This is a genomic window from Candidatus Pantoea edessiphila, from assembly GCF_002933355.1.
Taxonomy (GTDB): domain Bacteria; phylum Pseudomonadota; class Gammaproteobacteria; order Enterobacterales; family Enterobacteriaceae; genus Pantoea_C; species Pantoea_C edessiphila.
Window position 1 is genome coordinate 132,924 of the sequence record NZ_PDKU01000001.1, and the last position, 15,267, is coordinate 148,190.

A 15,267-nucleotide genomic window follows, 5' to 3' on the forward strand; every position below is an offset into this window, starting at 1 on the left:
AGTTATAAATCTTGTAACGCGGTAATTACATGTTCACATTCTTGACGGGTTCCAACAGATATGCGTAAACATTTTTCTAATCCAAGATTTTTATCTTGATCACGTAATATAATTCCCTTGTTCCATAAATATTTAAATACTTTAGCTGAATTTTCAAAACGTACTAAAATATAGTTAGATTCACTTGTAAATACTTCTTTCACACAATTACATAGAGTAAGTTGTGTAAATAGCCATACCTTATTGATATTTAATTGTTTGACATTGTTTTGCATCAAAATAATATTCTCTTTACTTAATGCTTGAGTTGCTATATCAGATACTGGTATTGCTACAGGATAAGGTGTGATTACTTTTAGTAAAAGATTAATAACTTTATTATCAGCTAAGATAAAACCACAACGTAAACCGGCTAAAGCAAATGCTTTAGATAGAGTACGCAATATTATTAAATGTTTATGATTTTTTAACAATTTTACTAGTGTAGACTGAATGCAAAATTCAATATAAGCTTCATCTACTACTAAAAGTACTTTACTAGCGGTAATTTCTAGAAGATTGTAAATATCATTTAGTGGAATAAGATTACCAGTAGGATTATTTGGACGACAAATATAAATGACTTTTACATGATTTAAATTTTCAGCAATTGACTGTATGTTTAGCTGCCAATTATTGATTGTAGGAACAATGCGATAGTTAATACCGATAATTTCAGCACTAACTTTATACATACCGTAAGTAGGTGGACAAAACAAAATAAAATCTTTACCCGGTTCACAAAAAGTTTTCATTATTAACTCTATTGCTTCATCTGCTCCACGGCTTGCTAGAATTTGGTCAGAATTTAAATTAGCATAATCAGCATAACGTGCAATCATTAATTTTGGTTGACATTCGGGATACCTATTCATCGTTTTCTGAGATAGCTCAAAATGTACGGAAATTGGAAATTCATTAGCATTTAGCCATATATGACCCTTTCCTCCTAAACGACGTGCTGATTGATATGGTACTAAATTATTCACATTTTTACGTGCTAAATTTTTAATCATATTAAAATTCATACTTTTTCCTTCAATACAGCAACACGCAAACTAACAGCTTTTCTATGAGCATCTAATTTTTCAGCTGCAGCTAAAGTTTCAATTGTAGAAGATAAATTCATTAAACCTTGTGCAGTAATTTCTTGAACGGTAATTATTTTTTGAAAATCTATTATACTAAGACCAGATAAAGTTTTAGTGTATCCGGATGTTGGCAGTACATGATTAGTCCCAGAAGCATAGTCACCAGCTGATTCTGGAGACCATGGACCTAAAAAAATTGATCCCGCATTATTAACTAGTTTTAAAATATTTCTCGGGGTAGATGTTTGAATCATTAAATGTTCAGGTCCGTACATATTGGATAATTCTATACATTCTTGTAAATCTTTAAGTACAATAATTAAACTGTTATTTAATGATTGAATTATAATGTTTTTTCTTTTTAAGTTTATTAATTGTTTTTTTATAGTTGTTGCAACTTTTGTTGCTAATTTCAGAGATGTAGTTAAAAGAATTACTTGGGAATCTGGTCCATGTTCTGATTGAGATAACAAATCAGCTGCAATAAATTCTGGATTAGCATTATTATCAGCAATTATTAATAATTCTGATGGACCAGCAGGCATATCAATTTCTATACCTTCTAATCTTTGACTTATTTGCTTTTTAGCTTCAGTTACATAAACATTTCCTGGACCAAAGATTTTATCTACCCGTGGTATTGTCTTAGTACCAAAACCAAGTGCTGCTATTGCTTGCGAACCACCTACTTGATATATTTCTGTTATTTTACACAGATTAGCAGCATATAAAATTTCATTAGAAATTGGCGGTGGAGAACATATTACTATATTTTTACAACCTGCAATACGTGCTGGAATTGCTAACATGAAAACGGTAGAAAATAATGCTGCAGAACCTGATGGAATGTATAATCCTACTGATTTTATAGGACGAGTAATTTGTTGACATCTTACACCTGTTTGTGTTTCTAGATCAACAAGATTTAGAATTTGTGCTTGATGGAAAGTTGTTATATTATCAAAAGCATTTTTCATAGCTTTTTTTAATTTGTTACCAATCATCATACTAGATGCTGAAATTTGCTGCGATGTAACATGTAAATCTGTAAGTGATATTTTATCTAATTTGATATTTAGGTCATATAATGCTTTATCTCCGTGTATTTTCACTTCATTTAATATATTAAATACTGTTTGCTCTACATTCATGGAAGAGGTAGTTTTTGGACGTGTTAGAAGTGTTTGTCTTTGTAATTTAGTACATTTTCCCCATTCAATTGGAACTAAATATTCCATATGTTTACTCCATTATTTTTTCAATTGGTAATACTAAAATTGATCTAGCTCCTAAAGTCTTCAATGTTTCCATTGTTTCCCAAAATAATGTTTCACTACTAACCATATGCATTGCTACTCGATCACTGTTTCCAGATATGGGGATCACAGTAGGAGATTCTGTTCCAGGAAATAAATTTATTACCTCTTTTAATTTTTCACGTGGTATATGTAGTATGATATATTTAGATTCATTTGCTTTAATAACACCTTGAATTCTTGTCATCATCTTTTTTATTAAATCTTGTTTAAATTCAATCATTGTTCCAGCACGTTGCACAATTACTGCTTTCGAATGATAAACCACTTCAACTTCTTTTAAACCATTTGCTTCTAATGTAGTTCCTGTAGAAATCAAATCACAAATTGCATCAGCTAAACTGGCACGTGGAGCTACTTCTACTGAACCATTTAACATGCAAGTTTTAAACACAACACCTTTTTGATCAAGATATCTTTTTAAAAGATGAGGGTAAGAAGTAGCAATGCGTGCATTATGTAAGCATTTTAATCCAACATATTCATAATTTATTGGCATTGCTATTGATAGACGACATCTACCAAAATCAAGCCTTCGTAATATAATATATTCTGGATTATCACCTTGTGCTAATCTTGTTAACAATTCTTCTTCAAGAACATTTTCTCCTACTACACCTAAATCTACTACGCCATCCATTACAAGACCAGGAATATCGTCATCACGTACGCGTAAAATATCAATTGGTATATTTTCTGCAAGCGCAATTAATCTTTGTTGTTCAAGGTTAATTTTAATTCCACATCGCATTAACAATTCTTTTGAATCTTCGCTTAAACGACCAGATTTTTGTATTGCTATGCGCAAACGAGTATTATTCAACATATTTCCTATCTTCTCATTTCATGTATATTTTCTACATAAGATTATTTATATCAATAATTTATTGATATTACGCAATCTATTCAAGTATATTTAGATAGGATATTTAATAAATATTACTGGAGATTGTATAAAATATGTAGTATGTTTATATAATATAATTACTAAAAATTTTTTGTAAATTAAACAAAAAATATAGATTTAATTAACGTATTATATCAATGATATTATGACTTATTAATATTTTTTAATACTATAATTAGTAATAATTAATAATATATAATTAAATTAAAATGTATCATATGTCATTTTATTGAGTTTTTATATTTATAAAATTATTGATTGTTTTATGATTTAAGTTATTAGATTTGATTAATGTTAATAATTTGTAAACTTAAGAGATATAATTTCGATATTTATTTGATTTTTAAAATGTTATTATTCTTTCAGCAATGTGTTTTTCTATGTTTTTTCATTTTATGTAATTATGCTTTTAGCATAAAAATATAAAGACCTTAATATTTCAATTTTATTTTGATTATCTTTGTAAGATTTTTTCAATAATTTTATTTCTGATAAAAAACTTTTAATTCTTTTATAATTTAAATTAATTTTACAGTGTTTTTTCCAACAAAGCTGTTCTTCGAAACTTAATGTATTAGGATAATTTCTTGCTCGATAACGAAATAAAAGTTCTTTTAATCTATTATTTTCAAAATTCAGATTTAATTTAGAAAGTAGTTTCGGTGATGTTCTATGAATTATATTCATTTTAGCTTGATCTGATGAACTAAAAAATCCATCATATAATTTAGTATCTACATCTGATGTTATATTTTGTTTTTGCATATTGAAAATTATTAATACTTTTTTTCTTATTTCTGGATTATTATAAATTAATTTTAAATTATTAATACAATGAGCACGATCTAATCCTAATCTTATTTCATCCTCTGGACGCAAGACGTTGATGGAAGCTAAAATTGGACACCTATTGATATGCACTAATATTAAAGGAATTTTATCTGCAATTTCCTTATTATATTTTTTTTCGTACAAAAATTTTTGTAGAAAAAAAACATCTCTTCTTAATAAAGGATATATATCGCTAGACAAATCTATCACAATTAGTGTATTACGATTATTTGGATGCCAAGCTAATGGTAAAATTAAACTTATATTATTTCTTGATTTCCCAAATAAATTAGAAACATGCAATAAAGGTTTCATTCCGACAATATCAATCATCGAGATTATTTTTTCTTTATTACGATTCTTGAATAAATACTCAAAAAGTTTTGGCTGTTTTTCTTTAACTAATTTTGCTATAGCTATAGTGGCATACACATCAGACATTGCATTGTGTATATTATCATGTTTGATACCGTTAGCTTTTGTTAAATGTTTCAATTTAAAACTAACAAAACCATCTTTATTTCTTGGCCAATTTATCCCCTCAGGACGTAGTGCATAACACGCACGCATTACATTTAAAAGATCCCAACGTGAATTACCATTTTTCCAACTCCAAGCATATGGATCATAAAAGTTGCGATAAAAAATATTACGGGTTATTTCATCGTCAAATTGTATATTATTGTAACCTACTGTACAAGTTTGCTTAATTGTCAATATGTTATGAATACGTTTGGCAAATTCTGCTTCATTATAACCTTTTTGCATTACTAATTGAGGTATAATACCGTTAACGACTACAGATTCAGGCTTAGGTAGATAATCATTTGGTAAGCAACAGTAAAATATTTTAGGTCTAGTAGTGATATTAAATTTATCATCTGTAAATACTCCAGCAAATTGAGCGGGACGATCAAGAGCAGGATTAGTACCAAAAGTTTCATAATCATGAAAAAAAAATTTGGTTGAATAACAATTCATCTATTCTACCATTTAAATTAAAACGAATAAAAATCTTTTAGTAGTCGGCATTAAGTAACCACTGTATTTTATCATTGAAAGATAAATACATAAATAAAAAATTATGAATTTACATCATATTAAATGGTACCTTAATAAAAAAATACTTGAATTGTGAAAATCAATTGAAAAATAATATGAACGAAATAGTTATTCATTTTTTCATGTTAAGAACCGTAATAATATCAATTAATTTTGCTCCTCTGACTGGACTCGAACCAGTGACATACGGATTAACAGTCCGGCGTTCTACCAACTGAACTACAGAGGAATTTAATAAACTATTAAAAAACACTGGTAGTATAACTTATATGTTATCAAAAATAAATACAATATGCATCTTTATTGAATAATTATTTATAATAAATGAAAATTTTATTTAAAATTGGAGAGAATTAATGCAAATTGGTGATTATGTAATTGTAAAAACTGAAGGTATAAAAAATAGAATAGGAAAAATTTTAGCTATTGAACCTGAGCCTTTCAAAAAATCAAAAATGTATTTAATAATATTGGAAGATTTTCCTATAGGAATTTGGTTTTTTGAAGAAATGAATAATATAAAAAAATACGTTAACTAAAAGATGTAGTATTAATATACGATAATTATAAAAATGTTCATCTTATTTAAGATAATTAAAATGCCATGGAATAAATCTTACCCATGGCTTTTGTTTAATTAATAGTTATAAGATTTGTATTCCCTCCAGCAGCAGTAGTATTAATGCTTACAGAACGTTCAACTAATAAACGTTCAAGAAATATATTAGTTTCAGTTGAAGCAAAACCTTGTATAGGCACTATCTTATCTACTTGATCTGCAATTTGCTTACAAAGATAACTTAATCGATCTTTACTACCATGAAAAATTACAGCATCAAAATCTGATGTAAAAGGATTAGTCATTAATGAAATACGGTTTTTAACTTCTTCAGGTAAATCATTAAATATATTGCGATGTAATTGATCATCTTGCCAAAGCGCCTTGCCACCTATACTAATAAGAGCAGTTAGCTGAATTAATATATCCTGTTCGTTATAAGCTACGCAAAAAATTTTTTCTCTAGGATATAATGAAACAGTATTTCTTTCTCCTGTGGAACTAGGCAAATCAATCATAAATCCAGATTTGGAACAATTATAATAATGTAAGCACAAAGATCCAATTAATGTTTTATTTTTAGCCCATTTACTGAATGCATAATATGGTAATAGAAGCTCTTTTCGTAATCTGTCATTGATCTCTATAAAACTCAGACCTTGTTGATATATAGTTGCATTGATTGAATGATTAGGATAACTTGATAATAAACGATAAAGATATAGTGGACCACCTGCCTTAGGACCTGTTCCGGATAAAGCTTCACCACCGAAAGGTTGTACTCCAACTACTGCACCAATCATATTTCGATTAATATAAACATTGCCAACTTTCGCTTCGGATATTAATTGATGTATGGTTGTATTTACTCTAGTATGTAAGCCCAATGTTAGTCCATAATTCAACATGTTTATTTGTTTGATTATATTTAACAAATTATCTCTTTTAAATCTAACTATATGTAGTACTGGACCAAATATTTCTTCTTGTAAATCGATAATATCATTTATTTCAATAAGAGTAGGTTTTACAAAATTATCACTTAATAATTTGCTATGTTCATTATATTTATTTTCTAATGATGATTGATGAATTTTAAATCCCTTGCTATACATGAAATTAATATGGTTATTTATTTTTTTTGTAGCATGTGCATCAATTATAGGACCAATATCAGTAGATAAACTGTCGGGGCTACCAACTTTATATTCTGCTATCGCACCAAGTAACATCTTTATCGTACGATCAGCTACTTCTTCTTGTATACATAGTAAACGTAATGATGAACACCTTTGACCAGCGCTATCAAAAGCTGATGTTATAACATCTATAACTACTTGTTCAGTAAGAGCAGAAGAATCAACAATCATTGCATTGATTCCACCAGTTTCAGCTATTAAAGGTATAGGATTTCCTTTTTTATCTAAACGACCAGCTATATTTTTTTGTATTATTTTCGCTACTTTTGTTGAACCAGTAAATAAAACACCTTGAATTCTACTATCATTTATTAATGTTTTACCGACAGTTTCTCCTGAACCAGTGAACAATTGTAAGGCTCCAACAGGTATACCTGCCATTAATAAAATCTCAACTGCTTTTACAGCAATTATTGGAGTTTGTTCTGCTGGTTTAGCTATAACAGTATTCCCTGTTGCTAATGCAGCAACAATTTGGCCTATGAAAATAGCCAACGGAAAATTCCATGGACTGATACAAACTACTGATCCTAAAGGTACGTGCGTGTCGTTATTAAAATTTTTTTTGATTATATTGGAATAATAATATATAAAATCAATAGATTCTCTAACTTCAGATATAGCGTTAATGCAAGTCTTACCTGCTTCACGTATTAAAATACATATAAGTTCACTCATTCTATTTTCCATAATCTTAGCAGCACGTTCTAAAATTACAGCTCTTTGTTTTGGTAAGACTTTAGACCAAATTGATCCTGTACTTAAAGAATCTTCTATTGCTTGATTTATTTGTTTCACATCAGTTTCAAGTACTCTACCGAGAATATCATTTGAAATAGCTGGGTTAACTGCTAGTCGGCTGGTTTTAATATTAATTAATTTATTTTTAATTATTGGTTTAGCTAAATAAAATATTTCGGTATTTTTTATCAAATCGTTAGCTATTGTAGTTAAGGATTGCTCGTTATTTATATTGATACCTTTTGAATTTATTCTTTTATCTCCATATAAACAACGTGGTAGAGGAATTTTTGGATGAGATTTACCGATAGTTCCTTCAATAAGACCAATGTTTTTTATTGTCTTTACTGGATTTTCGATTAATTCATTAATTGGTATAGATTGATCAATTATTTTGTTAACAAAAGAAGTGTTAGCTCCATTTTCTAATAAACGACGTACTAAATACGCTAATAATTTTTCATGTGTACCAACTGGCGCATATATACGACAAGGACGATTAAATTTATTATTTCCCTCTATTTTTTTAGCAACTATTTCTTTATACAGAGTTTCTCCCATACCATATAAACACTGAAATTCATATTGTCCTATATAATAATCATTTCCTGCTAATTGATAAATAGTTGATAAAGTATGAGCATTATGTGTTGCGAATTGTGGATAAATTAAATTAGGAAAAGATAATAGTTTACGAGCACAAGCTATATATGAAACATCAGTATATACTTTTCTTGTATATACTGGGTAATTCTCAAGTCCATCTATTTGTGCACGCTTAATTTCTGTATCCCAATAAGCACCTTTTACTAAACGAATCATAATGCGATGATTACTACGCTGTGCTAGATCAATTAATTCATCTATTACAAATATACATCTTTTCATATAAGACTGAATGACAAATCCTATACCATTCCAATTTTTCAAAGCTGGTTCAAAACATAGTTTTTCTAATAAATCTAATGATAATTCAAGGCGCTCAGATTCTTCTGCATCTATATTAATTCCTATATTATAAGAATGAGCTAGCAATGCTAATGACTTTAAATTGGAGTAAAGTTCTTCTATAATGCGTGAGTATTGTGTCCTGGTATAACGAGGATGAAGAGCTGATAATTTTATTGAAATTCCTGGTCCTTCATAAATTCCAAAATCTTTAGAAGCTTTTCCTATAGCATGAATAGCTTCTGTATAAGATCTTAAATATTTTTTAGCATCACTATCAGTTAAAGCTGCTTCACCTAACATATCATATGAAAAACTAAATCCACTTTTTTCTAATTTAAGAGAATTACTTAACGCCTTATCAATATTCTCTCCGATTACAAATTGTTTTCCTAAAAGACGTATTGTGATATTTACAGCTTTACGTATTAAAGGACTACTATGTGTAAAAATTTTACTTCTCAATTTTTTATAAAATGAATTTGACACATGTTGATTATCATTAACTAACATTAGTTTTTTGATAAAGATTAGCCCTCGAGTCATTAGATTAACAATTAAAGTATTATTATTATTTAAATGTAAATCCCATTGACCACTCTTTATTTTATCATAAATCAATATATCACGCATTTGATTATCTGGAATTCGTAATAATGCTTCAGCCAAGCACATTAAAGAAATACCTTCTTCAGATGATAATGGAAAATTTTTCAATAAATTTTGCACTATTCCAGAAGTTTTATTAGTATTTATACTTTCTTGTCTCAATTTACTAGACAGTCTTAAAGCTAAAGCATGAATTTTTTTATTCAAAGTATCATCAATAATACATTGTTCTAGTAAAACAGGTATCAATTCCATTTCAGAAGTACACCAATTTTTTGTCACAATGGATCTAGTGGTTGATTGTGGTACAATTTCATTTAATAATTCTAAAAATGGTTGATATATTCGGTCTGAAGTTATTCGTTCACTGTTATTTAAAGAAAAATGATATAAAGAAATTTCTGGTAAAGTCTTTCCTCCTTCAATTTGAATTAAGTAACTGAAAATAGCTTGTTTGATTAGCCAATTAGGTGTTTGATTAATACTTTGAGCGGCTATTTTGATACGCTTATGAGTAGAATTATCTAAACCTATACCCATGGTAATTATACCCATGATTCCAGTGCTCCTTAAAATTATTTATTTTTAATAATCTGTTATTTATAAACAATATTTAATTTTTTGTTTATCTCTCTTTACTTTATAGAAAAATTTTATGTTGTTATGTATCATGTTTTTTACTATTATTTACAATAAAAGGTCATTAAAATAACTTTAACTAAAAATATAAAGATCTTAACAAACATAAGTGTGCTCGGTTTTTTATCTATAATATCAGAAAGCAAATTTCATCAAATGTATATATTTTTAATAATATATATGTTTAATATACCATATTATGACACGCTTTTCCGTGTAGATTTATACTTTAATTGGTTGGGTGAATCTCTTAACAAAAAAATGACTAGTATGATTATCTATCCTGAAAAATTGTGAATTAAAAATAATTTATTAATAATAAATAAATTATTTCAATAGATTGGAGAACGTATGATTTTAAATGTACCAATGGTAGTGACTTTTATAGTATATATTGTTGGAATGTTAATGATAGGCTTTATTGCTTATCGTTCTACTAAAAGTTTTGATGATTATATTCTAGGTGGACGTAGTCTTGGAAGCGTAGTAACTGCTCTTTCAACTGGTGCATCGGATATGAGTGGTTGGTTATTAATGGGTTTGCCTGGAGCTATTTATCTATCTGGTATTTCCGAAATCTGGATTGCTGTTGGTTTAACAATTGGCGCATGGCTAAATTGGAAAATTGTTGCTGGTAGATTACGTGTTCAAACTGAATATCATAATAATGCATTGACTTTACCCGATTTTTTCACTAATCGTTTTGAAGATAATAGTAAAGTTTTACTGATTGTATCTGTTATAATTATTTTAATCTTTTTTACAGTTTATTGTTCTTCAGGTATAGTAGCAGGTGCTAGATTGTTTGAAAGTACATTTAATATTAGTTATTCATCTGCTTTAATAATAGGTGCCATTACTACAATCACTTATACTTTAATTGGTGGGTTTTTAGCCGTTAGTTGGACTGATACTGTACAAGCCAGTTTGATGATTTTTGCATTAATATTAACTCCTATTATGGTGATTATTGCATCAGGTGGATTGGGTAACTCAATATCAGTAATTGAAGCTAAAAATTTATCAAATATTGATATAATTAAAGGTTTAAGTTCTATCAAGATAATTTCTCTACTAGGATGGGGTTTAGGTTATTTTGGCCAACCTCATATTTTAGCACGTTTTATGGCTGCTAAATCTCACAATTCAATTTCTACAGCAAGTAAAATAAGTATGACATGGATGATATTATGTTTAATAGGTGCAATATCAGTTGGTTTTTTCGGTATTGCATATTTTGAAAATAATCCAGAACAATCTAGTGTAGTTATTGAAAATAGTGAACGTATCTTTATTGAATTAGCTCTTTTATTATTTAATCCATGGATTTCTGGAATTTTACTTTCTGCAATTCTTGCAGCTATAATGTCTACTTTAAGTTGTCAGTTATTAGTATGTTCAAGTGCTTTAACTGAAGACCTATATAAGAATTTTCTTAACAAAAATGCAACTCAAAAACAATTAGTATGGATAGGACGTTGTATGGTTTTATTAATATCAGTTATTGCTATTGCTTTAGCAATTAATCCAAACAATCTAGTACTGAGTTTAGTAAGTTATGCTTGGGCAGGTTTTGGTGCATCATTTGGTCCGGTAGTACTTTTTAGTGTATGCTGGAAACGTATGAACCGTAATGGTGCGTTAGCAGGTATGCTAGTAGGTGTACTCACAGTACTATTATGGAAAAAATATGGTTGGAATGATTTATATGAAATTATTCCAGGTTTTGTATTTGCTAGTGTAGCTATTGTAATAGTTAGTTTAATCGGGGAAAAACCATCTAATAAAATTATTGAACGTTTTGATTTAGCAACTTCTAAACTTCACAGGAAATGAATTTTAGTTAATTAACTAATCTTTAACTTTAATCAGATATATTGTATATTATTTTACATTTTTTATATATGATTGACGGTGAGAGAGGGATTCGAACCCTCGATACGTTTTTCGTATACACATTTTCCAGACGTGCTCCTTTAACCACTCGGACATCTCACCTCATAAAATGAATATAAATATACTGTATAGTATAGTATTTCATTACTAATATTATAAGAAAGACATTTATAATTTGTTTTTTATGAATTCATAAAAAACTATTTCTAAAATTACTACATAATGTTTAAGACTGTAATACCTAAAATATTGAGACCTTGTCTCAATACTTTAGATGTTAAAACAGATAGTTGTAAACGACTAGATCTGATTGATTGATCTTTAAAGACTAAAATAGGGCACTTTTCATAAAAATTAGAAAATTTGCTAGTTAATTGATATAAATAATTACACATGATATGAGGAGTGCCATTATCTGCTACTTGAGCAAGTATTTCTTCAAATTGTAATAAATACATTACTAATGTTTCCTCTTGATTGTTAGTAATTATTATATCTGCATCTAAAATGTTAATATTAATTTCTGATTTATTAAATATGGACATTAAACGTGTATAAGCATATTGCATATAAGGAGCTGTATTACCTTCAAAGGTTAACATTTGATCCCAATTAAAAACATAATCAGTGGTTCTGTTTTTAGATAATTCTGAATATTTTACAGCACTAATTCCAATTGATTCTGCTAGATAATTTATTTCATTGCTATCTATATTTGGATTTTTACTTTTTACCAGTATATATGCTCTTCTAAAAGCTTCATCCAATAATTTAGACAATTTAATTGTGTCACCAGATCTAGTTTTGAATGGATTATTATTTTTATCCAAAATCATACCAAAAATATGATGTTCAAAAACTACAGAATCAGGAACATAACCAGCTTTTCTTACGATATTCCAAACCTGTAGTAAATGTTGTTGTTGACGAGAATCCGTATAATATATAATACGATCTGCTTTCAATGTTTCATATCTATATTTAGCACAAGCAATATCAATTGTAGAGTATAAATATCCACCATCTTTTTTCTGAATAATAACTCCCATTGGTTGTCCTTCTTTATTTTTCAATTCATCCAGAATAACAACAATAGCTCCTTGACTTTGTATAGCTAAACCTTTCGCTTTTAAATCATCGACAATTTCAGGTAACATATGGTTATACGTACTTTCTCCCATAATATCTTTATATGTTAATGTCACATTTAAACGATCATATATTTTTTGATATTGTCTTAAACTGACATCAACAATTTTTTTCCATAAAGCAAGACAATTTTTATCACCTTGTTGTAATTTTAATATGTAACTTCTAGCTAAATCGGCAAATACTGGATCTGTTTCATAATTATATTTTGCTTTACGATAGCATTCTTCAAGATCCTTTAATAAAATTTCTATTGTTGCACAATTTTCATTGTATTTTCTTTTAAGAAAAGCAATCAACATACCAAATTGCGTACCCCAATCACCAATATGATTAGCGCGAATAACTTTATGACCAAGGAACTCAAGAGTATGCGCCATAGCATCACCTATAAGAGTAGAGCGCAAATGACCAACGTGCATTTCTTTAGCTATATTTGGTGAAGAATAATCTAAAACGATTGTTTGTGGTTTGATTTTTGTTATACCTAACTTTGGTAATATTAACATATTTTTCGCTTGTTTTTGCATCCATTGAATATCAAGAAATATATTGATAAAACCTATTCCAGCAACTTCAACTTTACTAGCTATACCTTTTAAATCAAGGTGATAAATAATTTTCTCAGCTAAATCTATCGAAGATTTACCTAGCTTTTTTGCTAAACAAATAATACCATTTGCCTGGTAGTGGCCAAATTTAGATTTTGTAGTTTGACGTACTTGTGGTTTACAATCTATTTCTTTGATACCAGATAAAATCATTGCTGTGATAATTCTTTTAGAAATTAAAAGTTTAATATTCAAATACTTAACCTTATTTTTTCTTTTTTAAACTGATATTTTTATTTCTTTAATTTTAAATAATAATTTTAAAATTATAAACAAATAAATTATAGTATTAATAAATTTACTTTATCTCTTCTTGGTAATTGAATAAAAATAAATTACAAGTTTATATTATTAACTATAACTTAAATTATTAATTTTCAAAGATACATTCATATTTGAACCAATAAATTTATTAAAATTTTTAGTCTTATTAAAATTAATTATATTTTTTTAATGCAACTTTAAGCCTTTTTAAGGCTTCTTCTAAAGTATGACGAGTACAACCAAAATTAAAGCGTATAAAATTATTATCACCAAAATCCATGCCTGAAGAAAAACCCAACCCATATTTTTCAAAATAAAGCTTAGGGTTATTAATATTAAGATTACTAATATCTATCCATCCTAGATATGTAGCTTCTGGCGATACCATTGATAATGATGTAAATGAATTTACTTGATATGACAATAAGTCTCGATTAATTCGGAGGTAGTTAATCAACGAATGTAACCATTTATTTCCTTTAAGCCATGCAGCTTCAGCAGCTACACGAGCAATAAGATTTACTTCTGGAACTATACCTTGACGGATACGCATGAATTTTTTTCTTAAAATCTTATTAGGAATAATTGCTATAGAAGCACCTAAACCAGCAATATTGAAAGATTTTGATGGAGACATGAATGTAATGCTACGCTGAGCAGCATCCTCATTTAAGGAACCAAAAGGTACGTGTTCTGTATTCGGTTCTAATATTAAATCGCAATGGATTTCATCTGAACAAACAATTAAGTTATTTTGCTGTGCAAAAGATAATTGTTCTTTTAATTCTTGCAATTTATAAACTGTTCCTCCAGGATTTTGTGGATTGCATAACATTAGCAATCTTTCTTTATTGCTTATTTTATCCCTAGCAATTTCAAGATTTAATACCCAACGATTATTTTTTAATATCAGAGGTATATTTAATTGACCTCGATTAGCTAATTTTGCAGCATTACGAAAAGGTGGATAAATTGGGATAGGTGTAATAACCCTTTCGTTGATATTTGTAAAAGCACGTACAGATAAATTTAATCCACTAACTACACCTGGTAAGACTACTATCCATTCTGGTTTTAGTTTCCAATTGAATTTTTTATATAAATAGTTAATAAATATATCAACTAACAAACTAGGCGTATCACCATAACCAAAAATACCATGCGATACTCTAGCATTAATTGCATCTATAATACATTGAGGCGATTTAAAATCAGTATCAGCTACCCATAAAGGTATTATATCCTTATTTTTATATTTATTCCATTTAATACTATCACCATAACGTCTTTCTATTTGTTGATCAAAACTAAATATCATTTTTATGTCCTATTGAAAAATATTTATCCTCTTTAGTTATTAGAAATCATTAAAAGTTTTTATGTAAAAACAAATATATTTCATATTC

The 15,267-nt window shown here is 28.2% G+C and carries 9 protein-coding genes and 2 tRNA genes; 2 read left to right on the forward strand and 9 right to left on the reverse strand.

The genetic code is table 11. The features are described 5' to 3' along the window. Positions 1–2 precede the first annotated feature (2 nt). The 5 genes from hisC to CRV10_RS00715 all read right to left on the reverse strand — a co-directional run bounded on the left by hisC (position 3) and on the right by CRV10_RS00715 (position 5,475). Positions 3–1,067 (reverse strand): histidinol-phosphate transaminase, encoded by a 1,065-nt coding sequence (gene hisC, locus CRV10_RS00695; RefSeq protein WP_136129906.1) that lies wholly within the window; start codon positions 1,065–1,067, stop codon positions 3–5. Beyond that, positions 1,064–2,368: a histidinol dehydrogenase gene (hisD, locus tag CRV10_RS00700; RefSeq protein ID WP_136129907.1), complete on the reverse strand. Its 1,305-nt coding sequence runs from the start codon at positions 2,366–2,368 to the stop codon at positions 1,064–1,066. The genes hisC and hisD overlap by 4 nt, the downstream gene beginning before the upstream one ends. Positions 2,369–2,372: 4 nt before the next feature. Then, on the reverse strand, positions 2,373–3,272 hold the full coding sequence (gene hisG / locus CRV10_RS00705; RefSeq protein WP_136129908.1) for an ATP phosphoribosyltransferase: 900 nt from the start codon (positions 3,270–3,272) through the stop codon (positions 2,373–2,375). A gap of 474 nt (positions 3,273–3,746) precedes the next feature. Then, positions 3,747–5,165 (reverse strand): exodeoxyribonuclease I, encoded by a 1,419-nt coding sequence (gene sbcB, locus CRV10_RS00710; protein ID WP_136129909.1) that lies wholly within the window; start codon positions 5,163–5,165, stop codon positions 3,747–3,749. Between the two features lie 237 nt (positions 5,166–5,402). Further along, positions 5,403–5,475 (reverse strand) — tRNA-Asn (locus CRV10_RS00715). Positions 5,476–5,602: 127 nt separating this feature from the next. Between CRV10_RS00715 and CRV10_RS00720 the strand changes: the two genes are divergently transcribed. Further along, entirely contained in the window at positions 5,603–5,785 is a 183-nt protein-coding gene (locus CRV10_RS00720; RefSeq protein WP_136129910.1) for a hypothetical protein, read from the forward strand. 94 nt (positions 5,786–5,879) lie between these two features. Here CRV10_RS00720 and putA read toward each other — a convergent pair whose 3' ends face one another. Next, the gene (gene putA, locus CRV10_RS00725; protein ID WP_136129911.1) at positions 5,880–9,857 is read right to left on the reverse strand and encodes a trifunctional transcriptional regulator/proline dehydrogenase/L-glutamate gamma-semialdehyde dehydrogenase; all 3,978 of its coding nucleotides are present in this window, start codon (positions 9,855–9,857) and stop codon (positions 5,880–5,882) included. Positions 9,858–10,292: 435 nt separating this feature from the next. On the opposite strand from putA, the gene putP reads away from it, so the two are divergent. After that, positions 10,293–11,777 carry a sodium/proline symporter PutP gene (gene putP, locus CRV10_RS00730; RefSeq protein ID WP_136129912.1) on the forward strand — a complete coding sequence of 495 codons (1,485 nt, stop codon included), beginning with the start codon at positions 10,293–10,295 and terminating at the stop codon, positions 11,775–11,777. A gap of 76 nt (positions 11,778–11,853) precedes the next feature. Here the strand turns inward: putP and CRV10_RS00735 are convergent. From CRV10_RS00735 to CRV10_RS00745, 3 genes are all read right to left on the reverse strand, one after another. Continuing rightward, a tRNA-Ser gene (locus CRV10_RS00735) sits at positions 11,854–11,939 on the reverse strand. A gap of 113 nt (positions 11,940–12,052) precedes the next feature. Then, positions 12,053–13,792, reverse strand: a complete 1,740-nt coding sequence (argS, locus tag CRV10_RS00740; protein WP_136129913.1) for an arginine--tRNA ligase — start codon at positions 13,790–13,792, stop codon at positions 12,053–12,055. 241 nt (positions 13,793–14,033) lie between these two features. Further along, positions 14,034–15,179: a MalY/PatB family protein gene (locus CRV10_RS00745; RefSeq protein ID WP_136129914.1), complete on the reverse strand. Its 1,146-nt coding sequence runs from the start codon at positions 15,177–15,179 to the stop codon at positions 14,034–14,036. Between the last annotated feature and the right edge of the window lie 88 nt (positions 15,180–15,267).

Bases quoted from the DNA above. Each gene is read 5' to 3' on its own strand.
- hisC (WP_136129906.1), bottom strand. From the start codon at position 1,067: ATGAATTTTAATATGATTAAAAATTTAGCACGTAAAAATGTGAATAAT.
- hisD (WP_136129907.1), bottom strand. From the start codon at position 2,368: ATGGAATATTTAGTTCCAATTGAATGGGGAAAATGTACTAAATTACAA.
- hisG (WP_136129908.1), bottom strand. From the start codon at position 3,272: ATGTTGAATAATACTCGTTTGCGCATAGCAATACAAAAATCTGGTCGT.
- sbcB (WP_136129909.1), bottom strand. From the start codon at position 5,165: ATGAATTGTTATTCAACCAAATTTTTTTTTCATGATTATGAAACTTTT.
- CRV10_RS00720 (WP_136129910.1), top strand. From the start codon at position 5,603: ATGCAAATTGGTGATTATGTAATTGTAAAAACTGAAGGTATAAAAAAT.
- putA (WP_136129911.1), bottom strand. From the start codon at position 9,857: ATGGGTATAATTACCATGGGTATAGGTTTAGATAATTCTACTCATAAG.
- putP (WP_136129912.1), top strand. From the start codon at position 10,293: ATGATTTTAAATGTACCAATGGTAGTGACTTTTATAGTATATATTGTT.
- CRV10_RS00745 (WP_136129914.1), bottom strand. From the start codon at position 15,179: ATGATATTTAGTTTTGATCAACAAATAGAAAGACGTTATGGTGATAGT.